We start from the raw sequence: 25,842 nt of genomic DNA on the forward strand, positions 1-25,842 counted from the left end.
TAAGCTGATAGACATGGCTGAGGTAAAGCGGTACGACATACTGCAAATATATGCCCCAGCCTTTTCTCATGCTCTATTTCTTCGTCGAACTCACGTTAAATAATAAATGCTCCTGGGGAAATACGACTCGCTCATAGGACCAATTCGGAATATTGGTAATCCGAGCAATCTGCAACTGCTTAGAGCAATTGTGATAGCTGCAGAAAACATGTTCTGATTGTCTAGATTCAAGAATAGGATTCATATAGTTATGCCTCAAACCAGCCTCTAAACAGAACATCTAAAGGCTGGCGGGAGAAAGTATTAAAAATAGATTTTAAAGACTGGCCAGCAGTTTCTATGAGTAAAGAGAGCTAACCCTTTACTGAGAGCATCTAGTCAACACCTAGATGCAGCTCCTAAACATAAAGACAATGTTAACTTATTTATACTTTCTTAACTAAATATTTATAATATTTTTAGGTTTGGTGATCTACTGATATCGACTCCACAACCATCTAAACGAGGGCATCATGAATTCTTCTGGCCTTTCACCTGAAGCAGCCACAGCCGTTTTTAAGATCCACTTAGATGAACTTCGCCGAGCGATGGATCTGGGTGAGCTTCCAGTGCAGTGGAATTGCGGCTATCCTTTGCTGTCTTATACTGACTTGCTGAATTATCAATTAAGGAAAGGATTGAAGACCGCTTAACCCCTTCCATCCTGATTGTGGGAATCTTTATCTTTCTCACTGTAGAACCATTGGACCTCTTGACATGCAGGCTAAACCTATTGCGCCGTTCTCTAATTTGGCTTTGCTCTACTGGATAGTTCTGACTAGCATTCCAAGATTGTTGATCAGCTTTTATTCGCCAGCGCTGTTACCCAGAGGAGGTATTGTGTCACTTCTTTGTGCCAGCCCTGCGCCTTCTTGGAGCGAATGCTCCTAAGATTCAAAGCGACCCAGCTTTAATAGTTAGCTGGCAACGGCCATATCGCGAATCAGAGTTAAGCGGCTTTGAATGTAAGCTTTAACCGTTTCTAGTTCATCATGGGTTAGTTCTTGGCGCTCCGCTAACCGTTGACTTAGCCAATCAACCAGGGCAGAATCGCTTAATCCTAACAGTTGATGATGTGGAATGGTATCAACCAACTTCCAAACTTGATTTAGAAGAGCTGGAGACATTGTTCTTAGCTTGGTGTGTTAAGGGGTGAATTGAATCTTGTGAGCAACATTTTTATAGTGAGTGTACTTTCTCATGGGCAATGAAGTGAAGGCTCCATTGTCCGGAGCAAAATACTTCTCTTGATCCAGCCTAGAGGTTTTAAGAGAACTCTCAAGTAGTTGTCATATTTATTTCGAAATGCCAGGGTTCTAAGCTCAGATTTCTAGATTGACAAGCTATAGTCTCAAAGATACAAGCAGGTCAAAGCTATTGCTATATAGAGGATTCAGCTTTCCCTGGCTAGTACCATGAGCGAGTCAAGCTTTACCTTCTCTTCTCAGAAATGAAACACAAGTTTTCAAGAAGACAGCTAGTGAAACATTTCAACTCAAGACTTTTATGTAAACCGCGTTCTTTATCTCTATGTTGAGAGCATGCCTTTTGGGCCAATGACGCAGGTATATCGTTTTCCCTCTGAAGATAAAAAACTTTTGGACATCTCCCCATCATCATTAGAGATGTCCAAAAGGAGCGTTTCACTCATACCGCTAAAGAACAAGATGGGGGCTGGCTTGATTCAGTCATTTCTCGAATCAGCAGCAGGTGGGATTCAAGGTATCGCTCAATGCCTTTGCGGTCTTCTTTCTTTAATCGAAAACGATGCTCTAATTGTTCTAGCAACCATGAAACTAAACGAACATCATCCCATCTCATCAGAGCATGGGTAGGAAGTTCTTCAATTAATTGCCAGAGGCCGTGGAGCAGGGAAGGAGACAACACAATGAAATACCAAACGAGCTACATATGCATAAATTCATTCATTCGAAGATTGCTTAATTTTTTCTTTAGATTTATGCCAACTTGATCCTACCCCTGGCTATGGTGACTAGTGGTTAAAGACACACATCTTTACACAGTTCAGGAATGTACTGCATGAAAACTAACCGTCTCATGGAAATAGGACGGCGCAGCTTTACCTAGAAAGCTGCAGAGCCTCTGCATTGTTGGTGACTATAAACACCTCTAGACGTTTGACATCTATGAGTTCTGCTTTGAGGGAGTCACAATAGCCTGGGGAAGACTGTAGGCACTCGGCCATAGCACCAAACGGCACCAGACGTTTCGTTCCGGATCATACAATCGAGAACCGACATCTTCTAGATCATCTTCATCTCGATAGTCCTCTTCATATTCATCTTCTGTGATGGACCAGTGAGCATAAACATAGTCTTCATCCAGCCTGTCTAAAGATCCCAAATACACTCTGATGCGATAGGTATCAGGTGCAATATAGATGGGCTTCGCACTGTCATGATCCATCAGGCCGTGAATATATAATTCACCGTGCGATAAATCAAAACTAACTTCGGCAACGTAAAACCAGTCGTTCAATCGATTCGGATCTACATCCTGAGGCGGGGTATCCCAGAGTTCTAGACAAACTGGAAAGTCAACTTCATCACAGGCCACATACAAACCAATCGCCTGCTTGGCAATACTCATCCCTTTAGGGGTATCAGGCGAAAACTTCTGACGTCCAACCATTCCTGGCAATACTTCAGGAACTGCTCTGAGGGACTCTCCTTCCTGAATATCTGCAATATCATAAAAATTCGGTATAGGCGGTAATTCAGCTCCACGGTGACTGGAGAGATAGATAATATAATGCTCAGAGTCAATCTTTAAAAACTCTTTCTTAAGTTGCACCATACTCCTATGACGTAAGCGTTAATCCCTCCAACACTTCTCCGATGTGCTTTTTAGAAGAAAAGCAACAACAAACACAGAGATATAGTGTTAGAATAGCCCATTTCTTGTACCAAATTATGGATTTACTTTTTTCTATAAACCTACCTTGAGACAAGCCAATCATATCAAATTCTATTGAATTAAGACGAGGTGAATCCAGCAAAGTCGGCCTAGTTCAGTTTATAATAGCCTTACTATTTATCAAGATTACATATGATAATTGTCACCTAGTCAGTCAAAAACTGAGGGTTAAATATTAGAAAGATTGCTAGGTCTAAATTTCATATAAATTTAGACACGAAAGGATCACGACAGTGGCTCCACTTTACTCATGCTGATAGCCGAATGAGTTAAATACATTTTGGTCATCCCTAAGTCGTCAAATAATCAGCATGGAAACGCAGATGATCACCCATAAAGGTGGCAATGAAATAATAGCTATGGTCATAGCCGGACTGCATTCGTAATGTCAGAGAACGACCCGTTTGATCGCATGCGTCTTGCAATCGATGGGAGAGTAACTGTTCTTCTAGAAATGAGTCTGCGGAGCCTTGGTCAACTAAGAGAGGGCGATCATCTGAATATTGATGGACAAGCGCACAGGCATCATATTGTTGCCAGGTGGCTTGATCCGATCCTAAATAGTGGGAAAAAATTTTTTGTCCCCAAGGACAGTGAGTTGGCGCCACAATGGGAGCAAAGGCTGAGATGGAACGATAGCGATCGCGATTCCGTAACCCACACACTAAGGCCCCATGTCCGCCCATTGAATGCCCACAAATACTCTGTCTATCGGACTGTGCAGGAAAATATTCCCCAATCAACTGGGGCAGTTCATCCACGACGTAGTCATACATCTGGTAATGCTTTGCCCAAGGATCAGCTGTCGCATTCACATAAAAGCCAGCCCCAGTTCCTAAGTCCCAATCCTCTTCAGCACCCGGTGTTTCACCATCCCGAGGACTGGTATCTGGAGCCACTAGCATCACCCCTAATTCAGCAGCATACCGCTGTGCCCCCGCTTTAGCCATAAAGTTCTCCTCCGTACAGGTCAGGCCCGATAAGAAGTAGAGCACCGGAACTGGACCTGCTTGCGCTTGGGGAGGCTGATACACCGCAAATTTCATGGGGGTTCGGCAAACTTGAGAGGGATAGCTGTAAAATCCCATGGTGCCGCCAAAGCAGGTGGTTTCTTGCAGACAAGTGAGTGATGACATAGGCGCACCCTAAAGCAACTCCGCCATTATCAGGGATGGGGTTGAGATCGCACCCACTCTCACTAGATTCTTAAACTCAGGCAACGGAGCTCTTGCCGTTAGTGCACCACATCAAACCATCCCTTCAACAAAAACAGTGCCCCATGCTTGAATTCGCCGCATCGTAAAAACACAGAGGCTAGAGTTCGCATTACTCACTATCTTTCCTGACTAGGAGAACATCTTCTTGCTAAACAACTAAAAATAGAGAAGTTATATGGTTTTATCTCGACAGCTCAAAACTATTCTTTAAGATAAAAATTCATGTATGTAAAAGATTGCATAAATAGATAATTAGTGCCTGAGAAATAATTAGCAGCCAAACAAAAGCATATTTAGCAAGAACTATAAATAGGTTACTTGCTGTGATGTGAGATGAAACAAGATGCACTAATCGTCAATGGATTAAAAGACAATAGTATTCGTGATTGTCTTTCAATTGAACCCGTCTTTTCAAGCTATAAGTATTTATGGAATGATATCAGCCTGGTTTATACTGAAACAGAGCCAACAGAATGCCCAGCGCATTATTGTCCGCATCATGTCATTGCCATTATTACGAAACGGACTGAGGTAGAAGTCTTCGATAATGGGAAGATGTATCCCAGAATCTATGAGGTTGGTGACATTTGTTTTCATCCAGCTTACGCGCTTCGCAAGACTTATTTTAGGTCAGGTACGGCTGCTATTAATATTTCCCTAGACCCATTATTTGTGAGTAAGGTTGATCCTGAGTTTATCAACCCAGATACTGTTGAACTTGCTGTCAGAAGCCACATTCAAGATCCTCTAATTTGCCAATTAGGATGTGCCCTCAAGAATGAAGTTGCTTCAGGTTATCCTTCAAAGGTCTATGTTGATTCTTTAGCAACCTGTCTATCGGCTCACTTACTTCAAAAATATTCTGCTCAAGAGCATATTTTACCTCACGGTGAGGGAGGACTAGCAGCCAATAAACTCAAATTGGTTACTGACTATATCAATGATCATTTACCAGAAGAAATTTCTTTGAAGATGTTGGCTGGATTGACTGGCATGAGCCAGTATCACTTTGGTCGTCTTTTCAAACAGTCTATAGGTCTTAGCCCTTATAAATACATTCTTCAACAACGCATTAATCTAGCGAAACAACTATTAACTCTAGACAATATTGGCATTGCTGAAGTGGCTTTAAATTGTGGTTTTACCCATCAGAGCCATCTAAATAGACACTTCAAAAACTTTGTTGGAACCACACCAAAAAAGTATAGAAATTCTTTCAATTAGTAAAACTTGAATTAACCAAAATAGAATACAGCCAGATTCTTCGAAGTCAATATTTATTTGCTCTTTAACTTGCTCAGTTATATTTATTGCCTTGCTACAAAAAAATCACTAAAAACAATAAAGGATTGTAGACAATGTATCCAGATCTAAAGCTAGCTAAATCAGTGAATCTATATGATTCGATTTTTTCACAATAGAAGCCGTTCTTATAGATAATCAACTCTAGTTTGAGTTGCTTTATTTTATTTATTGCCAACCTATCCTTGACTACTACAGCAAGATCATGCAATCGCAGCATGATCTTGCAAGATTATTCATCATTTCAATGTCAGAGTATTTGTATAGCTTTCAAAACTGAACCTATCTCAAAAATGAGATATTGAAATTTCTTGATCAACGTTATCCCCATTCAGACAACCGTACAACCATCAATATCTGAGTAGGCCAACCGCAATGTTGATAAATTTAGATCGGCCATTAATGAGGCACTGTGATCAGGTAGCTATTGCTGATCTCAAGGATTTCCAGCTGATTATTCCAACCACCACTCAAGTCTTTCCCAAAGCTATTTTCTCGACTTGGGTGGATATTCCCAAACGGCTGTACGCAGAGGAAGGATGGATGGTAACGAACGGGGGAGACATTGCCGCCCTGCACGGTTTGGCCTTTGATACCCATATTGCAACCAGCACACCCTTTCAGTTGTCCCAACGATTGGGACCGGGTGTTCCCATTAGCTTTGAGAGTCGCAGCATGCGATCGCTACCCGCCCCGCTTTTAGCGCAAGCAATCCTTTCTTGCTGTTTTCCAGAAACATCCATCCCCTTTTATGCAGTCTTTCGTGGGTTCACACCTCGATTTGTCCGGGTTTATCCTTGGACAAGGCGTGACTCGTTAGCTGAAATGGCTGACATGATGTTGGCCGATGAACAACAATTTATTGCAACCAACTATACTCGGCTGCGGACAATTCCCTTTTATCAAGAGCAGTTTGGCCTCTAGCTCTCTGTTGATCAAGCCCTACTCTGCTGTCATAACATCAGGTTCCCCAAAGCATATCGCCCTTTGGAGATCATATGACCCATGAATCACTCAACCCGACCGAACGAACACCCTGTCCGATCCACGACCGATCTGAACCCCCATCCACCTTTTTCTACATCTACAACTTCAACCCCGCTTGAACAGCAGATTGAAGCTTGCACCCAATTAAAAGCATTAAAAGTTGCGATCGCACCCTTCCGACAACAGCTGCTGATGCATCCGGTATATCAACGGCTGCAGAATCAAACAGCCCTACAGATATTTATGGAGCATCATGTGTTTGCAGTCTGGGATTTTATGTGTTTACTCAAGCGACTACAACAGCAGCTGACCTGCACTGAGGTGATTTGGACTGAACCCGCCAATTTAAATGCGGCCCGCATGATTAACGAAATTGTGGTGGCAGAAGAAACCGATGCAACCCCCGATGGTTGCTATGCTAGCCACTTTCAACTTTACCTAGCAGCGATGGAGGAAGTGGAAGCCAACACCACGGCCATCTTACATTTGGAGGAGTTACTGAAACAGCAGGTGTCTGCTGACAAGGCATTACAGCTAGCCAAAATGCCCCAAGCTGCAAGGCAATTTGTAGCGGAAACATTAGATGTCTGTCATACCCATGACACGGTTGAGGTTGCCTCTTACTTCCTCTTTGGTCGCGAAAATCTTATTCCCGATCTGTTTTTGCAAGTGGTTCAGAGCCTTGCCATATCCGAAAATTTCAACACTCAGGGTTTGGTTTACTATTTGAATCGCCATATTGAGCTGGATGCCCAAGAACATGGCCCTGCTAGTGAGCAGCTCATGATCAGTCTTTGTGGCAATAGTCATGACGCTTGGCAGCGAGCCCAAACAGCTGCTAGGGAAGCCCTTCAATCAAGACTAAAACTCTGGAATAGCATTGCAGCAGCAATTGAAACTTGAACCAATTGACTGCCCTTATAACTCAACAGAATTTTTGCTGATCACCCAAGTATAGCGCTCGCCACATAGGAAAACAGGATGAATATCGCTTTAGTTGCGGCAGGATATATTCCTAAACCGCCCATGTCTAATTCTATTTACAACCTCATATGGAAATATAAATTATGTTTAGAAGCTTTTGGGCATACTGTTGATTTTTATAATGAGAAGGATTTAAATCGGGTTATAGATTGCCTTAATACGATCAAGTATGACTTTATTCATTTACATGCATTTGATTTTGTCAAATACTTCAATCAGCACCTCAATAAAAAATATTGTTTTACCTGTCATTATGGGTATTTATTAAAAGAGAGCCAATGGAATCTCAAGTTTCAACAGGCATTTAATTCATGCATGGATACACCTGGTATCATTGCTCTATCTTCATCAGCAAAAAGCTTTTTTATCGGTAAAGGGTATTCTAAGTTTCTTCGAGTTCAACCTAATGGGATTGATACTAGTCAAGTTAGTTTTCGTGAGTCAGGGAACCATAAGGCTATTTGTCTAGGTTGGATTCAACCCAGAAAACAGCAAAAACTATTAGCTAATAGGATCGATGGCGCACTACCATTAGATTTTATTGGTCCTTTAGATGATCCTGATTTTACTGAAGGAAGCACCACAAAATATTTAGGTATCTGGAGTCAAAAACAAGTCTATGCCAATCTCACAAACTATAGTTGTTTAGTGTTAATGAGTGATGGTGAAGTAGCACCGCTTGTGGTGATTGAGGCTCTAGCGGCAGGCTTATGCCTCGTGGTTTCTGAATCAGCGAGTGCCAACTTACATACCAAGGATTTCATTACGATATTGCCTGACAATATATTGAGTGATTCGAAGAACAAGAAGATTGTTGCCGAATCAATCACGAAGATGATTGATATCAATAAGTACCACCGAAAAGAAATTGTTAGATATGCCGTAGAGAATTTTGACTTAAATAACTTGACTAGAAACTATATCAAAATTATCAACGAATCATTGTTTTCAATATAGATCTATATGAGATCCAAAAACGTTCAGCAAAAAGCAGAGCCTAATCTTATTCTTGCACTTCTGACATGCCTAAAAATAAGATGATTATCAGCTTTATCTAAATACAAGGTATTGAGAAAAATTTTGATATTACAGATTCGAGACGGAATCTTATCTATGTCTCTATTTACTTGTCTCTTTTTAAGATAAAAAAGAATGGGTTAGGTACACCTTTCTGATCCATTAACCCCAGAACTGTATCCTCATCAATTTTCCTAAAAATGTCATTAATGGGCAAGTTATCGTAGATCATAGTTGCACTCACTTTATGCCGATATTCCATCATTCGAATTCTGGCATGGCTAACCTCTGTCTTGGATAATACAGTCACTAATTTAAACATCGGTTGAAGATGCTTGCTCTTGAGAATTGGGAAGCGAAGTGCGAATTTTGTTGCGGTTGGGTTAGGAGCAACTTTAAATATATTGTTATTGCCATTAGTGAAGAGTAATGGATGAACCTGGTCAGCTGATACAAATTCTTTTCCATACCAATTTGTGGCTTCTAAAAAGCCATTGAGTGGATGATGGGTCTGGACCTCAGCCCCTCGCCACCTAGAGATCATAAACTCCAAATCTACAGGCTCCAACTCATCAAAAGTATTCAAGACCTCATCAGTACTTAATACTTCTTTTATTAGTTTTGTATAGACTTTTTCAGTAGAGATCATATATTTAGCCTTTTATTATGACTTGTTTTATTTAAGAGATATAGAAACCCAATAAAAATAGGTTCACCTAAACACAAAAAAGCAAGTATAGCTAGACTTTTTTGGTGTTGAAGTCTAGGCTTCTAGAGATTAATATCTATTGTGACATAGAAACTTCATTATACTAAAGCACTCGCAACATTTGTGTACTCATTCCGTAGCAACAACGTGCTATTTCAGCACGAACTTGCAAGAAAATTAAATAGTGGAATGTCAAGATTATCTGTAGCTCTTGTGAGTCTAACTACTTTTTGAGAGAAAAATAGATTTTTAAGACTCTATACATTCAAAACAGAACCTGCAACAAATATTTCTGACTGAGAGCCTTCCCCAATTTCATGTTGGGAATGAGCCCTATCGATGGTTCCATATCCCGGATATAGCTTGTGCTAGCCATGACGTTAATGTTTTGAGGTTCGCTCTATGGCAAAACATGCTGTTATTACCCTTTGTGTTGGTAACCTCAGCTACTGGACTGTAACTATTCCAATTATTCGGAACTATTCGTCAAAAATTGGAGCTGATTTTTACAACATCACCCATAGCAAAGTTACCAAAGAGAATCTACATCACCCCAAGCTAGAGAAATTTCAAATCTATGAATTTCTCAACCACTACGATCGCATCCTATACCTCGACAGCGATATGGTTATCCATCCCGACTGTCCCAATTTATTTAACTTGGTTGATGCCAATCAGTTAGGCGTTGTTTGTGAGTCTTCTCCTTATTTCAATCGAGATCAGGTGTTTGAAGAGGCTTGCCGCTATGGTGGCGTTTCCTATCCTGGGCATTCGAATGATTGGTTTAACTCAGGCATGATGGTGATTTCTCAAACCCATCAACCCTTATTTACTTGGCCAGACAAGATCAAATCTTTTCCTGCCAGAAATCTAGATGGTTCGATTGCGCCGCCCCGCTTTAGATGGTGGGATATGCCTTACTTAAATAGTGAACGGCTGCGCCTCAAGTTTGACATTCATAATCTGGGGTATCGCTATAACTACCTCCAGCCTTTAACGTCATTGAAAAATATCTCCTTGCGCCCCCAAGAGTCTTTTATCTTTCACGGTTGTGGAGAAGATAAAAGTGGGCTTTACCAGATGATCGAAACTTGGTACAGCTATCCGGTTAGTCAGTTATTCTCCGTGCGTAAAGATCCTTAGACGGGCCGATAGATCTATATAGATCTATACAGAGGAAATAAAGGCCTACGCAAAGGATCTGGCTATGTGGGTCACTGGTCTTCCCAAGCTTTTCTGCCAATATTTGCCATAGACATAAGCCGATAAGCACTTGAGACAAATGATGATTGGACTAGCTGTTATCACGGCGAAATCTACCTATTTTTAACAAGCTCAGGCTCTCCTACAACAATTTTGAACAGCAGGGCATGAGGAGGCACCATTGGTATCTATACCTAAATCTAGACAGCCGAGGCTTTTACAAACCGTGCAGTGGGTTCTCGATCCCGTGGGCTACATGCATGCGCACCACAGGCGTTATGGGGATATTTTTCAAACGGGCTTAAGTTGGGGTAGCTCCAATGCCTTCGTTATGGTCAGCGACCCCAAAGCAGTGCAATACCTCCTCACTCACGATACTGGATCAGAATTCTCGGCACCGGGTGAAGTCAATGAGCGATTGGCTCCCTTTTTTGGTCGACAAAATCTGATGCTGCTCAGCGGAGCTGACCACCAACGTCGCCGACCGTTGATCATGCCTGCTTTTCATGGTGATCGCCTCCATGTCTATGGGCAGCTGATTCATAAGATTTGTAGCACTGCGATCGCACAGTGGCCTCTACACCAACCCCTGAATGTTCGCAGTCTGATGGCAGACATTACCCAGGAGATTATCCTCCAAGTCGTCTTTGGTCCACATCAAGGCGAACGCTATGCCCAACTAGCGCAGCTAATTCGCATTATCCTTGAGAGAACCAGCGCCCCTTCCGCCGCTGCCATCATTCTCTTCCCTTGGCTCCAGAATGATTTTGGTCCGTGGAGTCCCGGACATCGTCTGCTCCAAGTGATCGCAAAAATAGATAAACTGGTCTTTGCCGAAATCCAGGAACGACGCGCCAACCCTGATCCAGAGCGTACCGATATTCTCTCCCTGCTGATGATGGCTCAGGATGAGGACGGCAAGGGCCTGAGTGACCAAGCACTACGCGATGAACTGCTAACTTTACTGGTTGCCGGACATGATACAACGGCGACCACGTTAACTTGGGCCATGTACTGGATCTATTCGTTGCCTCATGTGCAACAACACCTTCTCAAAGCCCTAGAAACAATTTCCGACGCCACGAATCCTGCGGAATATCTCAAGCTTCCCTATCTCACTGCGGTCTGTAATGAGACACTACGGATCTATCCGGCCACCATCTCCACATTTCTTCGCCGAGTTGAAGTTCCCCTTGAACTGTGTGGTTATTTGCTTGAACCAGGCTTGTGGGTCACAGGCTGTATCTATTTGATCCACCAACGCAAGGACCTCTATCCCCAGCCTGACCAGTTTAAGCCTGAGCGATTTTTAGAAAAACCGTTTTCTCCCTACGAGTTTATGCCCTTTGGCGGAGGGGTACGTCGTTGCGTAGGAGCCGCATTAGCTCAATATGAACTGAAAATTATCTTAGGGACCATTCTGACTCAAGTGCGTTTAGTGCTGCTGAATAAACATCCCGTCTACCCAGGACGACGAGCTGTTAACTTAGGCCCACAAAAAACGATTCGGGTTCAAAGAATAGCCTAAACATTGAGTTAACGGAGGCTAGCTTGTTTTGCTGATAGCATAATAATCTAACCATCTAGATAAGCTTGATATATGAGTGATGAATTCAACAAAGAATCCTCGAAAAAACCTCATCCAAAGTCAACTTATTCTCACAAGCAAAGAATAGCATTGATCGCAGCAGTATCGAGCTTGCTATTTATACTGTTGATGACGCTATATCCATTTAAATTTACCGATCCGAATACATTCTCTCTTGTTGCTATTCATACCTATTTCAATAATCCATCTAATATTTATGACGTCACTTTAAATATCATTTTATTTATGCCCTTGGGCCTCAGTACCACCTATCTCTTCTCTACGAAAAAATTACAGTGGAAACCCTTAATAATAATCTTATTGGCGAGTTTAAGCTTATCGCTGCTTGTTGAGCTTATCCAGATATTCTTGCCCTCACGGGCTAGTACGTGGAGCGACATTGTTGCCAATAGCTTAGGCGGGTTATTGGGAGCCCTTTGCTTTTATCTGCCCCAGTTTAAGCAATTTATTTCTCTTAGGAGGCTGATGGCTTGTCTTGTTTTATACATGACCTTAACATTCTTATTCTCTATCCCTCTACCAAGGGGGTCCCATTTAAAAAGTTGGGACCCTAACTTCTCACTCATATTAGGTAATGAGCAAACACAAGATCGGCCTTGGCAGGGCACTATTTCTGACCTATATATTGCAAACCAAGTCCTGGCAAAAAGTGAACTCATCCAAGCATTTGCATCGCCGGATGACCTCAGACTGCTGCGTCAAAAGGCTGTGGCCTTCTATTCGTTATCTGGTCAAGACAGCTATCCAGATCAGATCGGGGAATCGCCCCGCCTAGTTTGGCAAGGAGACCGACCAGAATGTCAGGGAAATTGCCAGCCAATACTGAACTCTCAGCACTGGCTGGCAACGGAACGCTCGGCTAACTGGATAACAGAAAAGATTCGTGAAACGTCTCAGTTCACATTAATCACAACAGTCTCTACTTCGAAGGTTAATCAGACTGGCCCCGCTCGCATTATTTCACTCTCAGGCAGTCCTTACCACAGAAATTTTACCTTAGGTCAAGAAGGGCCAAATTTAGCTTTTCGCATTCGTACACCTATCACCGGTGAGAATGGACTGCGACCTGAGCTGATTGTCCCTGATATTTTCTCAGATACAACCCCTCACCTGATCGCTATTACCTATGCCAATTCACTCCTACAGGTTTTTATTGATAGCGTAGAGCATTCCTTTTACTTGGAGCTTATCCCTGGGAAATCTGCTCTGCTGAACATCTTCCCTGGTGAAATTGATGACAACTTATTGATTTATGCCCTTGTTTACTACAGTCTTATTTTTGTGCCGTTAGGCTTAATCCTGTCTCTGATGACGATGTTCTATCAGGGAAATGTAGGGTTTGTGATTCTATGGAGTTTTATGGGAGGCTTGGCACCCGTTTTGCTGCTGGAAGTCATCTTAGCCACTGGTACTGGCAGGGCAATCAGTCTTAGTAATATCCTTCTAGGTGCTGCCATTATGACGTTTACTCTGTTGCTAGTCAGTGGCGGTATCCGATTTTGGTCTTGGCTAACCCTGAGCAGAGGCATCAGAAAAGCGCATCCGTAACGCCCAGGCGACGTCTCCATCAAACGATTGAGAGAGTTAAATGGTATGTTTGACTCTGGTTTTGGGTTGGTTTATTGATGTCAGGCAAATCATCATTTACCCCGGATTACACCCCCCAGTTAAAACAGTTGATGCAACAAGTAGGCATCCCTAGCTTTGCGTCACTGTCGCGGGCCACTCACCTATCACGGACCCAGATTAATGGGGTGAGACAAGGACGTATTCAAAATCTCCGGGTCGGTCAAGTATTGCAGCTCAGCCAAACCCTACAAGTGCCTAATGACGTCCTCATAGAAACGTTTTCACCCTCTACAGAAATACCAGCGCTGGAAGAGCAGTCTTGTTCTACTCCATCATTCTCAGTAAATTTACGGAAAAAGTCTGAACCGTCCTCGGCCGCTCCCCACCTTTTCCAACTCCAACAAGAGCTAGAAACCCTTAAAAACGAGTATCGACGGTTACAAACTCAACTCCAAAACCAGAAGGCGCAACTGCGGCAGGAGGCTCAACAATCAACCTTGCAAATGCTAGAACCTTTATTGCTGCAATGGCCGACGGCTGCCTATGTTGCCCGTAAAAAACCGGATGCGCCCGCGGTTAAACTGTTACCGTTGCTACGGCCACTAGAGCAATTATTGACCGCTTGGGGCATTGTTCCCATTGGTGAAGTCGGCATTGAGACGACCTACGATCCACAGTGGCACCAGCTTATGCCTGATGGCAAGCAACCTCAATTGGGAGAACAAGTCAGAGTCCGCTATGTGGGCTACCGTCAGGGCGAGCAGCTTTTATACCGGGCAAAAGTCTCACCCCTATAGGGATAAAAAGCTTCAAAGCCTCTATTTATAAGCACTCTAGCTCTCTCCGAAAACTTTCGTTGGGGTACTTCTAAATAATCCGTATTTTTCCGGATTTGTTTGGTATTTGAACTCTGTATTGTTGAGTTAATTCGAAAATAAGTCTGCGTTGACTTAACTGAAACTATTCACAAAGGGATCGATATATCATGACTACGACTACATTATCAGCCCCTCACAACCAGACCCTGATGCAAGCGATTGCCGAGGTCTATCAGCGCTATCTTAAAGGAGAAATTGGTATCCGCCATTATTCATCTTTGGTGGACGAGTTAATTGAGCAAAACGCTGCCAACGCGATTGCGAATGCCCACTGATCTCCAATGGCATCTTGTTCAAACCGTCACGCCACCTGAGTGGCTTATTGCTGATATTCAGCAGATAGCACCAGAGATTTCCGGTCAGTATCTGGCACAACTTCTTTGGCAACGGGGCTTTCATGACCCCCAGGCTATCCCTAGTTTTTTAGATCCCAATCACTACCCACCGATGCCTCCTTCTGCCTTTGGAGTGGAAATGGCACAGGCGATTCAACGACTGATTCAGGCGTGCGATCGCAACCAAAAAGTAGCGATTTGGGGTGACTTCGATGCCGACGGCATCACCTCTACCGCCGTTCTCTGGGACGGACTCGGACAGTTTTTTCCTCAGAATCACTCCCTCACCTACACCATTCCCAATCGCATTACTGAATCCCATGGTCTCCATCGACCGGGTATTGAGCGTTTAGCGGCTCAAGGTTATCAGCTGATCGTGACCTGCGATACGGGCAGTACCAATCTTGCCGAAATTGAATATGCCAACGATCTGGGCCTAGAGGTGATCATCACAGACCATCACACGCTTCCCCCAGAACGGCCACCGGTGGTCGCTATCATTAACCCCCGCTCATTACCATCGGATCATCCCTTAGCCCATCTGTCTGGAGTGGCCGTGGCATATAAGCTAGTGGAAGCTCTCTATTCTGCTTTGCCAAAGGTTCCTGAGCAGCCCCTAGACCATTTATTAGATCTGGTGGCGATTGGCCTAATTGCCGATCTGGTAGACCTGAAAGGGGACTGCCGTTACTTGGCCCAGCGAGGAATTCAGCAATTGCAACGACAGCTGACGCAACGAACCCGACCGGGCGTTGCCAAGCTTTTGGAACTGTGTAAACGCAATGGCGATCGGCCCACTGATATTTCCTTTGGTCTCGGTCCCCGCATCAATGCCGTCAGCCGGATTCATGGTGAGGCAAGCTTTTGCGTTGAGCTATTAACCAGTAAAGACCCAGCCCGTTGCCAACAGTTGGCGGAAGAGACTGAACTGGCGAATACTCGCCGCAAATCCTTACAAAAAGATGTCCTGAAACAGGTCACTCGCCAACTCGATCAGCTCGATCTATCCACAACGTCCGTGATTGTCTTGAGCAATCCGCAATGGCCCATTGGCGTATTAGGGTTAGTGGCCGGTCAGATTGCCCAAACCTATGGTCGGCCCACGATTCTCTTGTGTGAGGAAACGGTCGCTGAAGATGGCAGCGTTAGACTGGCCCGTGGATCGGCCCGGTCGGTCAATCAGATTGATCTATATCAGCTGGTTCACAGTCAGGCCAGTTTACTGACAAGTTTTGGCGGCCATCCCTTTGCCGCAGGATTGAGTTTACCCGTGGCCAATCTTCCGTTGTTAGTCGCAGGGATTAATCAGCAAGCTCGGCAGCAGCAGACCACCGCTCCTGCAGCCGTGATCCAGGCCGATTTAGTGCTGACGCTAGCCGAAATCGCTGCCGATGGGGGGCGTTCGCTCTTTAAGGAGCTGAAGTGGTTAGAACCTTGTGGAATGGGAAATCCAGTGCCGAAGATATTGATTCGCAACTGCTGGTTTGAACAGGTGTGGAATGAAAATATTCGCGATCGCAAGGGCAACAAAGTTCAATACATCAAAACCACTTTCAAGATCTGTGATGCTTCCTTGACGGCAGGGTTTTCTGGACTGTGGTGGGGCCATTACAAAGAAGAGATTCCGACTGATGCCTGTGATGCCATTGTGGAGTTAGATTTCAATGCCTACAAAAAGCGATACGAGGTGCGTTTAGCAGCCGTTCGCCCAGCGGCAGACAACCTCACCCAGGCGGCTTACCCCATTCTGGATTGGCGGCAGGGGCAAACACAGGCTGACCAGGCGCTGGTGGTCCATCAGTGCCCTCATTCTTGGTCAACGGTCCAAGATTGGATTACACAGGCCCAAATGGTTGGAAAACCTCTAGCCATCGCCTACGAAGAACCGGATGTAGCCGATACAGCAACCGTCTGGCAGCGATTAGTGGGGTTGGCAAAGTTTTTAGCTCGTACCGAGGAAAGCGTCAGTCTGGCGCTGCTGCAATCGAGGTTAAACATTGGTCCTCAGGCGCTGCAAGTGGGCTTAGACAGTTTGCAAGTCTTTGGGTTTGTGGTGCAGGGGCAGCCTCAGGCGGTGCAGTTGGGTTTTAACCCAACTGCTGACGTGTTGGCACCTGCAGAACGTCAGCAGGCTATTCTGAAATTTCTAGATGCGGTGCGAGAAGAGCAATTTCAGCAGCGATACTTTCAAACCATCTCGGTGGATGTGATCGGAGCCTATGCTGATCCTACCTGAAATCCACAAGGCTTCAGGGCGCAATCGATAAGCTTGCCTGATCAATGGTCAGAAGTCTGTGTCCACCTGTAAATTTTTCCGGGTTTTCTTATCCTGCATTGGTTTGAGAGAACCACAGCTGCTGCCATTGACCATTAAGCTCCACGGTTTTCAGTACAGCTAAAGCTCGACTTCCTCGTTCAGATCAACTCATCCCTTTTTATTCTTCTGACGGTGCCCGATGACAACATCCACTCCCTTTTCAACTCGACCACTGCCAACTGTCTTCCCAACCTGCTGGCGACGACGGTGTTTAAAGGCTTGTCAGAGCGACCCTCTCCATAGGTGTCAATCAGCTTCGCTTTGACCACCAACTCCAGGTTTCATCAGCAATCTGCTGGCTGACCTCGACGGATTTTGCGATCACCCCGTGCCAGCTCCATTGATCGCTGAGTGACCGTCTCCTGGTCATTCTTTCAACCAGTTTTTCTACTTCTTCATAGCTCATGCGATGGGCGTAATAAGCGCTCAACTTTTGTAAACCACTGCTGAAGTGGCCTTCAAGACACTGATTTGCCAATTCAAAGTAGGTCCGTTCTTGACCATCCAACTTGAATCGTTGTTGAGTGAAGCTAAATTCACCGTGCAAGGTCTTGACCGTTATTCGTTGATTGCCGTTGAGGGTGATTCGTCCTGTTTTTTAAAATCTTCTGAATGCTGCTGTTGAGCTGATTTGAGTAACTCTGACTCCAGCTCTGGAAGAGCCTGACGACGAAACTGCTCAACCGCTTGTTCGATCTCGTTTAGGGTTTGATTACCCAGTTCAAAGGAATGAGCGGTTGAAGAGGAGTCCGACAGAATATTGCCTTCGTCATCGCAGAGGACGATTTTGGCTTTCATTCAACAAGGTACCTTGTGATTTGAGTGGCATTAGACCATTGTAAAACCCATAAAACTCAGGCTGGGTAGGAAAACCCGGGAAAATTTACAGGTGGACTCAATCTATATGGCTAGGGCATCTCGAAGAACAGGGAGATTTCCATGACAGATGATTCAACTATCTTACTTTTCATGTTGAGTCTGAAAGACTTGCATACACATAACACAAAACCAGTGCTGCTTTAGAAGTAGAACAGCACTGGTTTTACTTTTGGAATGGGTAATCTACTTAGCCGCTAATTCAGTTAGACGAGTCAGCACCTGATTAGACCGCTCCGTAAAGGATTGCATTCCTTCCGCATCAAAGCCTTTCTGAGCCATTAAAGCCAAGTCATAGACATGGTGGCAAATCTGATTGGCGAGTTCGGCTGAAGGAGATTGACCCTCTGCCTGCACAACGCCACCCTGGCTGAGCGTTAACAGATTTTGAATCAGAGGGTGAGCAGTATTCACCAACAACGTATATTCAGTGGGGAACTGCATGGTCTGTTGCTGCATCATTGCCATCATCTCCTGCATCCGGCGAGCGGATTCGGGTAATAGCACCATTGCCGGTGGCGCGCCTTGGGGCGTATCCGACTTCAGGGCTTCTGTACGGATCGTTAGATTGGGTTTGTCCAGAGACTTCTCGAACAACGCCTTGATAATTTCACTCCGCGTTTGATTGGTGGTGGGATCGACAATTTCCGCCGCTTGATCTTGATCAATTAGGGTTTCATCTAAATCCGCGTCTACCCGAGCAAACTTGACGTCTGTATATTCTCGCTCTAGAAACGGCACAAAGTGGGTATCAATAAACGTATCCAAAAACAGAACTTCTAAGCCTTGATTTTTTAGCAAAGAAACATATGTGGCCTGGTTCACTTCATCGGTACAGTAGTAAACCTGGTTCTCATGACGGTCCTGATTGCGCGCCAGATATTCTTTTAAGGTTGTATGGGGTGGTTCGGATGGGGCCGTAGGGGTATCAGATGCGTCAGCGGTATCAGATGGAGCATCTGCCCAGGCATCATCAGTTTCTTCAGAACTTTCGGCGGTCGGTTCAGTCGCAGGCTCGGCGGCTGCAGCTAGTTCAGCGGTGGTGCGATAAATCAGAATATCTTCGATCTGCTTTTTGAACTTATCGTTGTTGATAGAGCCGAACTTGACGAAGGTGCCGACATCTTGCCAGCAGCGGATATAGGCATCTCGATCATCGCGATAGAGAGCTTTGAGACGGTCGCCCACTTTTTTGGCAATGTAATCTGCAATCCGGCGAACCGTGCGATCGTTTTGCAAAAAGCTACGGGAGACATTCAGCGGAATATCGCTGCTATCAATGACGCCCTGGAGGGGCATTAAGAACTGAGGAATGACCTCTTCGCAGTTGTCGCTGACAAATACCTGGTTGCAGAACAGCTTAATTTGCCCTTTGGTGACATCAATATCGGGTTTGAGCTTTGGGAAATAGAGAATGCCATTGACGATAAAGGGATAGTCCGTGTTCAGATGCACCCACAGTAGTGGATCCTCCTGAAAGGGATAGAGATATCGATAGAACTCTAGATAGTCTTCGTCGGTAAGATTGCTGGGCGACTCTTTCCAAGGCGCTTTCTGCCGATTGATTTGCTCATCTCCTAACTGAATGGGGATGGGCATAAAATCGCAGTAGGTCTTGACCAAAGACTTGATCCGAGCCTCTTCTAGATACTCTTCCTCCTCCTCCATCAGAGTGAGGGTGATTTTGGTGCCGCGCTGATTCCACTCAGAGGCTTCGAGTTGATAGTCGGTATTGCCTTCACAGGACCAATGAACAGCTTCAGCCCCTTCTTTGTAGGACAGGGTATCGATTTCAACTTTTTGGGCCACCATAAAAGATGAATAAAAGCCCAGACCAAAATGGCCAATAATAGCCTGATCACCGCTGGCTTTATATTTCTCGACAAATTCTTCAGCGCTGGAGAAGGCGACCTGGGTGATGTATTGCTTTACTTCATCAGCCGTCATGCCAATACCGTTATCGGTAATGGACAATTGCTTTTTGTCCTTGTCAATGGCAATAACAACTTCAGGTTCCCCCACTTCACCCGAATATTCTCCAGCCATCGACACCATCTTCATTTTCTGCATGGCGTCTACAGCGTTGGAGACTAATTCCCGCAAGAAAATCTCATGGTCTGAATAGAGCCACTTTTTGATAATCGGGAAAATATTCTCGGTATGTATCGAAATCGTGCCTTGTTCCAGCATAGTCATTGATATCCGTTCAGGCGATCTACAGTAATTCCATAGTTTCAATTAAAATATCGCATTATCTTTGGCCCTTTAGATACGGTGAGATGGGGAGAGATCTCCGATAGTTCGGGATTCGGATATCCCTACCTGTTGGGTTTGTTTGTTATCCACAAGCCATGAATCAGCGATTTCTGTTCTTGAATGAAGTTGTATTGGATCGAATGTACGACGTTAACCGGATCACAATGGTGGCTGTTGCAGCCTTAAGTCTTATATTAGCGACTTTCGGTATTTGAGGCGTTTTTATAGAGTTTTCTGCTTATTTTACTCTCCCTGCCGTGATCGATGGTCTACCTTTGCTGGCTGGGGCATCCTGATCGCGGTGAAAAGGACTGGGTTTTTTGAAGAACCAAAAGCTTGATGATGTTAGAAGCTTGCATTGCAGCTCTCTACCCAAGCATCAAGGTAAGCGATTGCTGGGTAGGAACCTTTTAAGGGTTGGGGATTAGGGGTGCGATCGCAACTGCGATACCCGAGTCACTTCATCCTGCACTCGAATACTAATCTCCACTGCCTGATCCAAAATATCCCGATAATCCTGGGCCTGATGTTGCAGCTCCAGCGATTGCAGCGTCATTAGGTTATGCTCAATATTCTCCAGTAGCGCTTGACGGCGAGACAGCAGCCCCCGATTCTGTCGCAGAATTTTCTCCGTCATCAACCCCGCAATTAAGCTGTCACGGGCCTGACTTAAGGCTTCCAGAACAGCGGTTTGGGGCTGCTCCGTGGCTCCCAGTTTGCCAAACAGTTCTACTGCCTGGAGAACCTGATGATAGCGATCCACCTCGTCGAACAGGCGCATAAAACTGCGCAATTGTCGGGCTTTGTAGCGCATTCTTAGCTGGCGTAGGGTCCAGATACCGGCTGCGATCGCACCAATCGCCATGATCACAACCTGATCCGACGCCGCACTGCGGGCAGCCGCCAAGCCCAGGGGCGTCGCTAAAATCACAATCAACCCCAACACTAAGGGTTCTGTCGTGATCACCACTGCGAGACGACCCGGCGCGCGGAGCGGCAGCCGATAGGTTCCCCACAGAAAACCATCTAATGTATGGTCGCTCACTTCTAAACCGCTTAGACGCTCGATTTCATAAAGCGTAATCTGTAAGTCTTCCAACTCTGGCGTCATCTGCTCTATCCAGCATTGCCCAGCAGATGGGTTAGGGCATTCCAAACCCCCGATAAGAAGTTACCTTCCCGTACCCGGAACCATTCAAACTGTCCCGGAGATCCAAAAAAGGGCCTCAGAATCCACCCCAATTGACTCCCGACCACACCATATAGCCCCAACCATAACCGCAAGATAGTCAATCTGAGCTGATAGTTTGCACTGTCCTCATCGGCAGGCCGCATGGCCTGATAGAGAAAAGTGACGCCAAAAATTCCCGTCAGAGCAAAGATCAAAACGTTCAGGATTTGGTAAAACGCATAGTCTTTGATCGGTGAAATCGTAATCACAAAAAATAGTGTGACGGGCGCAAATCCACAAAGAAGGATGGAGATCACCGAGGCCGCACTGAGAACGTAGGTGAAATGTTGGGCCAAGGTTTTCTTGGAGCCAAATAAGGCATTGAAAATATAGAGGGCGGGCAAGCACACCACCAGCGTAATCAAGTACAGCGCGGGAAGTTTAATGGCAGAGGACAGAGCCTGCATGGGGCTATGAAAGGAGCCCACAATCCCACCATAAATGGCGAAGCAGCAAAAACTACAGAGTAATAAAGCGGAAATTTTACTGCGCAAACGTTTGCCATCATGAATTTCTTGGAGGAAATTTTGGCGATCTTGCAGCAGACTAAGAAAGGTGGCAGAAAAGTTCATATCCAGTATTTTGAATGGGTTGAGATAGGTCGTTGTTCAGAGTAGGACTGTCAACTGCAGCCCGGCTTGATGGACGCTGCTCAGGCTGATAGCCTATATCCCCCGGCGTTTTCCAGCATGAAGGACCGAGGCGTTGCGTTGTGAAGGCCTGTTCCTTGCTGATGGCTCAGTTGAATGGTGTCGATGGGGTATTTTCATCCTAGGGGGCGCGTTACAGCAAACCGATGACCGAGATCATCGCTGCCGATGATCTGTCTCACATGCGTTTGCAAGGATGAACACTTGCTCAGCAAGTTGCACACCAGAATTCTTGCGACCGTTGTTGTGCAAAGAGGCTATTCTCTGTGGCAGGCGGTTAGGAGTGGTTGAATTGGCCCTGGTGGGAGTATGGCGCATCATCCAGGTCGATGACGCCAGGCACACTTCTGAACCGTCATTGGTGAGATCCTATATATCCAATTATTAGATATAGTGTTATCTTTTAGATATATTCTTTGAGACAATCTGCTTAACCTGGCATGAGTCAGCAAGACTTGCATTTGACCCCTAATCAAGAAGTTATTCTAGCGGCCCTACGAGTACACCGACGCTATGGTCTAGAGATTCTAACCGCGATCGAGAAGAGCGGAGGCAAGCAGATTGGCTTTAACTCTCTCTATCCCAATTTGAAAAAGCTGGAGCAAAAGGGCTTTGTGCAATCGGAGTGGGGGGATGAACCGCCAGAAGAACATAGTGGCGCGAGGCGCAAATACTATCGAATTACCGCCACAGGATTACAAGCACTGGATTTCAAACAACAACTGTTAACAGGCGTAGCCACCTGGATACCTAAAACCGAGGGGGTATGATTGTGACCGACAAGGATCTTGAACTGGCTGCCAAACTGGGGCGGTTTGTTCGTCGCTTTCCACCAGAATGGCAAGTCTATCAGGACTGGTTGAGAGCCATTCTGTCTTCCCGTGCTGAGTTGCAGGAACGATACTCAGTGGGGTTAGCCCGCCTGATTTTTCGGTGGCGGTTGGTTTACTTTGGCCTTTATGTGTCAGGTATCATTGCCCGCAACAGAGTAGTGCAGGTCTTAAGAACAGGGTTCGGAATGCTAGAGAAAGGGGACAATACGCCCGCATTAGAACAAGGCGAGATTACCCCGCAAGCCCTGTCCATCAATCGAACCTCGTTTATCCTGAAGCGAATGGCAACACTGCTGGCGATGGCAGAGTTGACGCTCTGTGGTTTAGCGGCGATCACAGGAGTGATGCTGGCCTTCTATTATCAGCCAACGGCGGCGGGCGCGTATGCTTCCTTACAGACCATCGCCCATCAAGTCGCCAATGGCGATCTAATTCTCAGTTTGCACAATATTGCTGGTAATGGTCTGATTGTGTTGGCATTGGTGCAGATTGTTGTGATGTTTTTAGGTCGGCAGTTTATGCTGTCCTGGCTAACGGCCTGGATTAGCGGGATTTGCCTGACCCTAGCTGCCATTGGTTTAAGTTGGACGGCGATTATTCTCAACTGGGATCAGGTGGGGTTTTGGCGGTTCAAAATCGAACTGAACATTATTGAGACGCTACCCGCTGGGTCTTGGCTGAGCAATGTGTTAGCCGGAGGCAGTGCCATTAACACCGTCACGCTTCAGCATATGTATGCCCTCCATAGCTATGTGCTTGCGATCGCAGCGCTGTTGCTGTCTAGTATTCATCTCGTCGCCTTAATTTTCCAGGACAGTGAACGTCTCAAGTCACTTACCTGAGTTCAGGATCAGCTGAATCTCGGCCCTGGTGACGAGTGCATCTTCCCAGATCCAACAGATATGAACAGGCCCAACCCTTTTTCTGTCCTAAAAGCGCTGTAAGAGCTGAACCCTAATTGGGGAATATGCCAAGAATTCTTAGAACCATGCCGAAAACCTTTTAAGAGCGTTTAACTGACCTCTCAGGAACCGCTCAGTTCTCAATCTTAGGTTACAGATGGAACGAGTTTTAGCCCTCTACCTCTTAAGGGATCAAGGTGGGCAGACTGGATCCAGTGCTGTTTCTTACTCTGCATGATGCTTGATCAGATTGATGCTGCGGTTTCCCTCAGCCTTCCTCCTCGTTTGCAATCCCTGATTCAGACGCTTCGCCGTCAACAGGACTTCAGCCCTGAAGTGGCCTGCCATTGTGTGCAAAGCGCCAACCTTCAGGCGGAAGATCTGAGGTTTTGGGCAGACTTTGATCATCCCCTCGCGGATAGCTATGGCCGGCATTTAGTCTACGACGGTGGCACCTTTGAAATTATGGTGATGTCCTGGTCACCGGGAGATTTTAGTGCCGTCCATGATCATGGTTCAGCCCAGTGGGGTGCCGTCCAATCCTTTGGCCCAGCCGAACATAGCGTCTATCGGCTACAGCATCATCAGCTCTCCACTGAGGCCATTATGCCCTTCAGCGCCGGAACAGTTATTCCGGTCGATCATACTTTGATTCACCAGATGGGCAATCCGAGTCAGGAGCCTTTTCTCAGTTTGCATGTCTATGGCAGTGATGCCCAAGGCCCCATTACGGGGAGTGCCCGTATTTTTGATCTGTTTGCAGGTAGCGTTCAGTTTACCGATGGCGGCGTCTTCTTCTGTTTACCGCAGGATCAAGTCACCCGTGAACTGCCAGGGTTGTCTGGCGATCGTCCCACTACACTGCGCCACCATCAGCAGATGCTGGATCGCATCCAGCGAATGCCCGCACCGCTATCGGTCTCCTTGCAGCATATGGCTCAAGATCTAGCCCTGCAAATTCAGGCATTGCAGGGCTAGATCCGTTGTTTTTGTATGGATGCCTTTCAGCAAAGATTGCCCCTATCGATCCTTATGCTCAATCCCACATTTCTATTAGTCCTGTCTCGGGCATTGCGATCGCTCGGTACTCCCCTGATTGCTTTTTTGCTGGCCAATGCGCCCACCTTAGCGGGCCAAGTGATGAATCCGATCTCTTTTTGTAATGTTTTATTTTTAGGTAATCTTTGCGCCGCGCTGGTGGTGTTGGCTCGGTTTGGCTGGCAGCCCATTTGGCAAGATTGGCAACACCTGCCCCCCCGCGTTCGCCTAGGGTTGGGCATTAATGGCTGTTTAGCGGTGGTCGTTTCAGCATTGATTTTCCTTGCCCTGATGGATACGAGTGTGACCAATACCGTATTACTCGGGCGACTCGGTCCTGTGATTTACGCCTTGGCAGGGTCCCTCTGGTTTCGGCAGCGGATTACGCGGGCTGAATGGATCGGTTTTTCCTTGATCGCGGCTGGAGTCGTTGCCTTGGCATTACAGCACAATCAGTTTCAGTTCTCACGCGGCGATGGGCTGATTATTGCCTCCGCGTTTGTGTATGCGATTTCAGCGATGGTGAGTAAGGTGCTGTTGGCAAAGTCTTCTAGTCTGCGGGTGGTGGTGTTTACGCGGAATGCCGTTGCGGCGGTGGTCTTTTTTGCGATCGCAATCCACTTATTCGGACCCGCTCATTTTATCGATATCTTTTCTGGGCAGCTATGGCTAATTATGCTGATTTATGCCCTATTCGTAATCGTTATCTCTCAATTTGCCTGGTTTGCGGCCTTAAAACAGCTTGATTCCCGAACCGTGGCCCGTTGGACCGTCTTGTCCCCCATCTTTGGCATTGTTTATGCCTTTATCCTCAATGGCGAACGCCCCTCCCAAATTCAAGGCATGGCCCTGATCATCATTATGGTGGGTGTCCTGATTTCTAACGTCAGGAAAAGCCAGCCGAAGGGGCTGCCAGAGAGTGGAGAAAACAGTTTATCCGCCGCTTAACTTGG

The 25,842-nt window shown here is 45.7% G+C and carries 26 protein-coding genes and 1 pseudogene; 16 read left to right on the forward strand and 11 right to left on the reverse strand.

Translation table 11 applies throughout. From position 1 onward, the window contains the following. Positions 1-73 precede the first annotated feature (73 nt). Complete coding sequence (locus tag Q0986_RS23040) at positions 74-280, reverse strand: DUF1830 domain-containing protein (protein WP_366918628.1); 207 nt, start codon at positions 278-280, stop codon at positions 74-76. Positions 281-512: 232 nt separating this feature from the next. Here Q0986_RS23040 and Q0986_RS18595 point away from each other — a divergent pair, with 232 nt between their 5' ends. Continuing rightward, positions 513-692, forward strand: coding sequence for a hypothetical protein (locus Q0986_RS18595; RefSeq protein ID WP_299414134.1), 180 nt, complete (start codon positions 513-515; stop codon positions 690-692). A gap of 264 nt (positions 693-956) precedes the next feature. On the opposite strand, the gene Q0986_RS18600 is transcribed toward Q0986_RS18595, so the two are convergent. From Q0986_RS18600 to fghA, 4 genes are all read right to left on the reverse strand, one after another. Beyond that, entirely contained in the window at positions 957-1,166 is a 210-nt protein-coding gene (locus Q0986_RS18600; RefSeq protein WP_299414137.1) for a hypothetical protein, read from the reverse strand. A gap of 520 nt (positions 1,167-1,686) precedes the next feature. Continuing rightward, positions 1,687-1,926, reverse strand: a complete 240-nt coding sequence (locus Q0986_RS18605) for a hypothetical protein (RefSeq protein WP_299414140.1) — start codon at positions 1,924-1,926, stop codon at positions 1,687-1,689. Positions 1,927-2,184: 258 nt separating this feature from the next. Next, positions 2,185-2,856: a hypothetical protein gene (locus Q0986_RS18610; protein ID WP_299414143.1), complete on the reverse strand. Its 672-nt coding sequence runs from the start codon at positions 2,854-2,856 to the stop codon at positions 2,185-2,187. 410 nt (positions 2,857-3,266) lie between these two features. Continuing rightward, a complete protein-coding gene (gene fghA, locus Q0986_RS18615; protein ID WP_299414146.1) occupies positions 3,267-4,112 on the reverse strand; it encodes an S-formylglutathione hydrolase in 846 nt (281 codons plus the stop codon). Positions 4,113-4,526: 414 nt separating this feature from the next. On the opposite strand from fghA, the gene Q0986_RS18620 reads away from it, so the two are divergent. The 4 genes from Q0986_RS18620 (at position 4,527) to Q0986_RS18635 (ending at position 8,423) form a co-directional block, all read left to right on the forward strand. Next, positions 4,527-5,417, forward strand: coding sequence for an AraC family transcriptional regulator (locus Q0986_RS18620; protein ID WP_299414149.1), 891 nt, complete (start codon positions 4,527-4,529; stop codon positions 5,415-5,417). A gap of 480 nt (positions 5,418-5,897) precedes the next feature. Continuing rightward, positions 5,898-6,419, forward strand: a complete 522-nt coding sequence (locus tag Q0986_RS18625) for a hypothetical protein (protein ID WP_299414151.1) — start codon at positions 5,898-5,900, stop codon at positions 6,417-6,419. A gap of 81 nt (positions 6,420-6,500) precedes the next feature. After that, a complete protein-coding gene (locus Q0986_RS18630; protein ID WP_299414154.1) occupies positions 6,501-7,385 on the forward strand; it encodes a DUF3050 domain-containing protein in 885 nt (294 codons plus the stop codon). A 78-nt stretch (positions 7,386-7,463) separates the two neighbouring features. Continuing rightward, a complete protein-coding gene (locus Q0986_RS18635; RefSeq protein ID WP_299414157.1) occupies positions 7,464-8,423 on the forward strand; it encodes a glycosyltransferase in 960 nt (319 codons plus the stop codon). A gap of 166 nt (positions 8,424-8,589) precedes the next feature. On the opposite strand, the gene Q0986_RS18640 is transcribed toward Q0986_RS18635, so the two are convergent. Continuing rightward, positions 8,590-9,132, reverse strand: a complete 543-nt coding sequence (locus tag Q0986_RS18640) for a DUF4334 domain-containing protein (protein WP_299414160.1) — start codon at positions 9,130-9,132, stop codon at positions 8,590-8,592. A 462-nt stretch (positions 9,133-9,594) separates the two neighbouring features. Between Q0986_RS18640 and Q0986_RS18645 the strand changes: the two genes are divergently transcribed. From Q0986_RS18645 to recJ, 7 genes and pseudogenes are all read left to right on the forward strand, one after another. Continuing rightward, positions 9,595-10,335: a glycosyltransferase gene (locus Q0986_RS18645; RefSeq protein WP_299414163.1), complete on the forward strand. Its 741-nt coding sequence runs from the start codon at positions 9,595-9,597 to the stop codon at positions 10,333-10,335. Between the two features lie 286 nt (positions 10,336-10,621). Then, the gene (locus tag Q0986_RS18650) at positions 10,622-11,923 is read left to right on the forward strand and encodes a cytochrome P450 (RefSeq protein ID WP_299414166.1); all 1,302 of its coding nucleotides are present in this window, start codon (positions 10,622-10,624) and stop codon (positions 11,921-11,923) included. Between the two features lie 72 nt (positions 11,924-11,995). Further along, positions 11,996-12,421: pseudogene (locus Q0986_RS23045) on the forward strand (VanZ family protein); the annotation flags it as partial. Positions 12,422-12,469: 48 nt separating this feature from the next. Beyond that, positions 12,470-13,552 carry a hypothetical protein gene (locus tag Q0986_RS18655; protein WP_299414167.1) on the forward strand — a complete coding sequence of 361 codons (1,083 nt, stop codon included), beginning with the start codon at positions 12,470-12,472 and terminating at the stop codon, positions 13,550-13,552. Between the two features lie 77 nt (positions 13,553-13,629). Beyond that, a complete protein-coding gene (locus Q0986_RS18660; protein ID WP_299414170.1) occupies positions 13,630-14,370 on the forward strand; it encodes a helix-turn-helix transcriptional regulator in 741 nt (246 codons plus the stop codon). 188 nt (positions 14,371-14,558) lie between these two features. Further along, positions 14,559-14,726, forward strand: a complete 168-nt coding sequence (locus Q0986_RS18665) for a hypothetical protein (RefSeq protein WP_299414173.1) — start codon at positions 14,559-14,561, stop codon at positions 14,724-14,726. Continuing rightward, on the forward strand, positions 14,716-17,022 hold the full coding sequence (recJ, locus tag Q0986_RS18670; protein ID WP_299414176.1) for a single-stranded-DNA-specific exonuclease RecJ: 2,307 nt from the start codon (positions 14,716-14,718) through the stop codon (positions 17,020-17,022). The genes Q0986_RS18665 and recJ overlap by 11 nt, the downstream gene beginning before the upstream one ends. 331 nt (positions 17,023-17,353) lie before the next feature. Here the strand turns inward: recJ and Q0986_RS18675 are convergent, their stop codons facing one another. From Q0986_RS18675 to Q0986_RS18695, 5 genes are all read right to left on the reverse strand, one after another. Next, positions 17,354-17,650: a hypothetical protein gene (locus Q0986_RS18675; protein ID WP_299414179.1), complete on the reverse strand. Its 297-nt coding sequence runs from the start codon at positions 17,648-17,650 to the stop codon at positions 17,354-17,356. An 11-nt stretch (positions 17,651-17,661) separates the two neighbouring features. Continuing rightward, on the reverse strand, positions 17,662-17,901 hold the full coding sequence (locus Q0986_RS18680) for a hypothetical protein (RefSeq protein WP_299414182.1): 240 nt from the start codon (positions 17,899-17,901) through the stop codon (positions 17,662-17,664). 264 nt (positions 17,902-18,165) lie between these two features. Next, the gene (htpG, locus tag Q0986_RS18685) at positions 18,166-20,175 is read right to left on the reverse strand and encodes a molecular chaperone HtpG (protein ID WP_299414185.1); all 2,010 of its coding nucleotides are present in this window, start codon (positions 20,173-20,175) and stop codon (positions 18,166-18,168) included. Between the two features lie 484 nt (positions 20,176-20,659). Beyond that, positions 20,660-21,346 carry a hypothetical protein gene (locus Q0986_RS18690; RefSeq protein ID WP_299414187.1) on the reverse strand — a complete coding sequence of 229 codons (687 nt, stop codon included), beginning with the start codon at positions 21,344-21,346 and terminating at the stop codon, positions 20,660-20,662. 5 nt (positions 21,347-21,351) lie between these two features. Further along, on the reverse strand, positions 21,352-22,038 hold the full coding sequence (locus tag Q0986_RS18695; RefSeq protein ID WP_299414190.1) for a hypothetical protein: 687 nt from the start codon (positions 22,036-22,038) through the stop codon (positions 21,352-21,354). 518 nt (positions 22,039-22,556) lie between these two features. Between Q0986_RS18695 and Q0986_RS18700 the strand changes: the two genes are divergently transcribed. From Q0986_RS18700 to Q0986_RS18715, 4 genes are all read left to right on the forward strand, one after another. Beyond that, the gene (locus Q0986_RS18700; RefSeq protein ID WP_299414193.1) at positions 22,557-22,886 is read left to right on the forward strand and encodes a PadR family transcriptional regulator; all 330 of its coding nucleotides are present in this window, start codon (positions 22,557-22,559) and stop codon (positions 22,884-22,886) included. 2 nt (positions 22,887-22,888) lie between these two features. Next, on the forward strand, positions 22,889-23,791 hold the full coding sequence (locus tag Q0986_RS18705; protein WP_299414195.1) for a cytochrome b N-terminal domain-containing protein: 903 nt from the start codon (positions 22,889-22,891) through the stop codon (positions 23,789-23,791). A 294-nt stretch (positions 23,792-24,085) separates the two neighbouring features. Beyond that, positions 24,086-24,829, forward strand: a complete 744-nt coding sequence (locus Q0986_RS18710) for a cysteine dioxygenase family protein (protein ID WP_299414198.1) — start codon at positions 24,086-24,088, stop codon at positions 24,827-24,829. A 54-nt stretch (positions 24,830-24,883) separates the two neighbouring features. Then, on the forward strand, positions 24,884-25,837 hold the full coding sequence (locus Q0986_RS18715; RefSeq protein WP_299414201.1) for a DMT family transporter: 954 nt from the start codon (positions 24,884-24,886) through the stop codon (positions 25,835-25,837). The last annotated feature ends 5 nt before the right edge of the window (positions 25,838-25,842 follow it).

Origin of the sequence: Acaryochloris sp. IP29b_bin.148, assembly GCF_028285565.1 — a bacterium.
Lineage (GTDB): Bacteria > Cyanobacteriota > Cyanobacteriia > Thermosynechococcales > Thermosynechococcaceae > Acaryochloris.

Bases quoted from the DNA above. Each gene is read 5' to 3' on its own strand.
- Q0986_RS23040 (WP_366918628.1), bottom strand. From the start codon at position 280: ATGTTCTGTTTAGAGGCTGGTTTGAGGCATAACTATATGAATCCTATT.
- Q0986_RS18595 (WP_299414134.1), top strand. From the start codon at position 513: ATGAATTCTTCTGGCCTTTCACCTGAAGCAGCCACAGCCGTTTTTAAG.
- Q0986_RS18600 (WP_299414137.1), bottom strand. From the start codon at position 1,166: ATGTCTCCAGCTCTTCTAAATCAAGTTTGGAAGTTGGTTGATACCATT.
- Q0986_RS18610 (WP_299414143.1), bottom strand. From the start codon at position 2,856: ATGGTGCAACTTAAGAAAGAGTTTTTAAAGATTGACTCTGAGCATTAT.
- fghA (WP_299414146.1), bottom strand. From the start codon at position 4,112: ATGTCATCACTCACTTGTCTGCAAGAAACCACCTGCTTTGGCGGCACC.
- Q0986_RS18620 (WP_299414149.1), top strand. From the start codon at position 4,527: ATGAAACAAGATGCACTAATCGTCAATGGATTAAAAGACAATAGTATT.
- Q0986_RS18625 (WP_299414151.1), top strand. From the start codon at position 5,898: ATGAGGCACTGTGATCAGGTAGCTATTGCTGATCTCAAGGATTTCCAG.
- Q0986_RS18630 (WP_299414154.1), top strand. From the start codon at position 6,501: ATGAATCACTCAACCCGACCGAACGAACACCCTGTCCGATCCACGACC.
- Q0986_RS18635 (WP_299414157.1), top strand. From the start codon at position 7,464: ATGAATATCGCTTTAGTTGCGGCAGGATATATTCCTAAACCGCCCATG.
- Q0986_RS18640 (WP_299414160.1), bottom strand. From the start codon at position 9,132: ATGATCTCTACTGAAAAAGTCTATACAAAACTAATAAAAGAAGTATTA.
- Q0986_RS18645 (WP_299414163.1), top strand. From the start codon at position 9,595: ATGGCAAAACATGCTGTTATTACCCTTTGTGTTGGTAACCTCAGCTAC.
- Q0986_RS18655 (WP_299414167.1), top strand. From the start codon at position 12,470: ATGGCTTGTCTTGTTTTATACATGACCTTAACATTCTTATTCTCTATC.
- Q0986_RS18660 (WP_299414170.1), top strand. From the start codon at position 13,630: ATGTCAGGCAAATCATCATTTACCCCGGATTACACCCCCCAGTTAAAA.
- Q0986_RS18665 (WP_299414173.1), top strand. From the start codon at position 14,559: ATGACTACGACTACATTATCAGCCCCTCACAACCAGACCCTGATGCAA.
- recJ (WP_299414176.1), top strand. From the start codon at position 14,716: ATGCCCACTGATCTCCAATGGCATCTTGTTCAAACCGTCACGCCACCT.
- Q0986_RS18680 (WP_299414182.1), bottom strand. From the start codon at position 17,901: ATGAAAGCCAAAATCGTCCTCTGCGATGACGAAGGCAATATTCTGTCG.
- htpG (WP_299414185.1), bottom strand. From the start codon at position 20,175: ATGACTATGCTGGAACAAGGCACGATTTCGATACATACCGAGAATATT.
- Q0986_RS18690 (WP_299414187.1), bottom strand. From the start codon at position 21,346: ATGACGCCAGAGTTGGAAGACTTACAGATTACGCTTTATGAAATCGAG.
- Q0986_RS18695 (WP_299414190.1), bottom strand. From the start codon at position 22,038: ATGAACTTTTCTGCCACCTTTCTTAGTCTGCTGCAAGATCGCCAAAAT.
- Q0986_RS18700 (WP_299414193.1), top strand. From the start codon at position 22,557: ATGAGTCAGCAAGACTTGCATTTGACCCCTAATCAAGAAGTTATTCTA.
- Q0986_RS18710 (WP_299414198.1), top strand. From the start codon at position 24,086: ATGATGCTTGATCAGATTGATGCTGCGGTTTCCCTCAGCCTTCCTCCT.
- Q0986_RS18715 (WP_299414201.1), top strand. From the start codon at position 24,884: ATGCTCAATCCCACATTTCTATTAGTCCTGTCTCGGGCATTGCGATCG.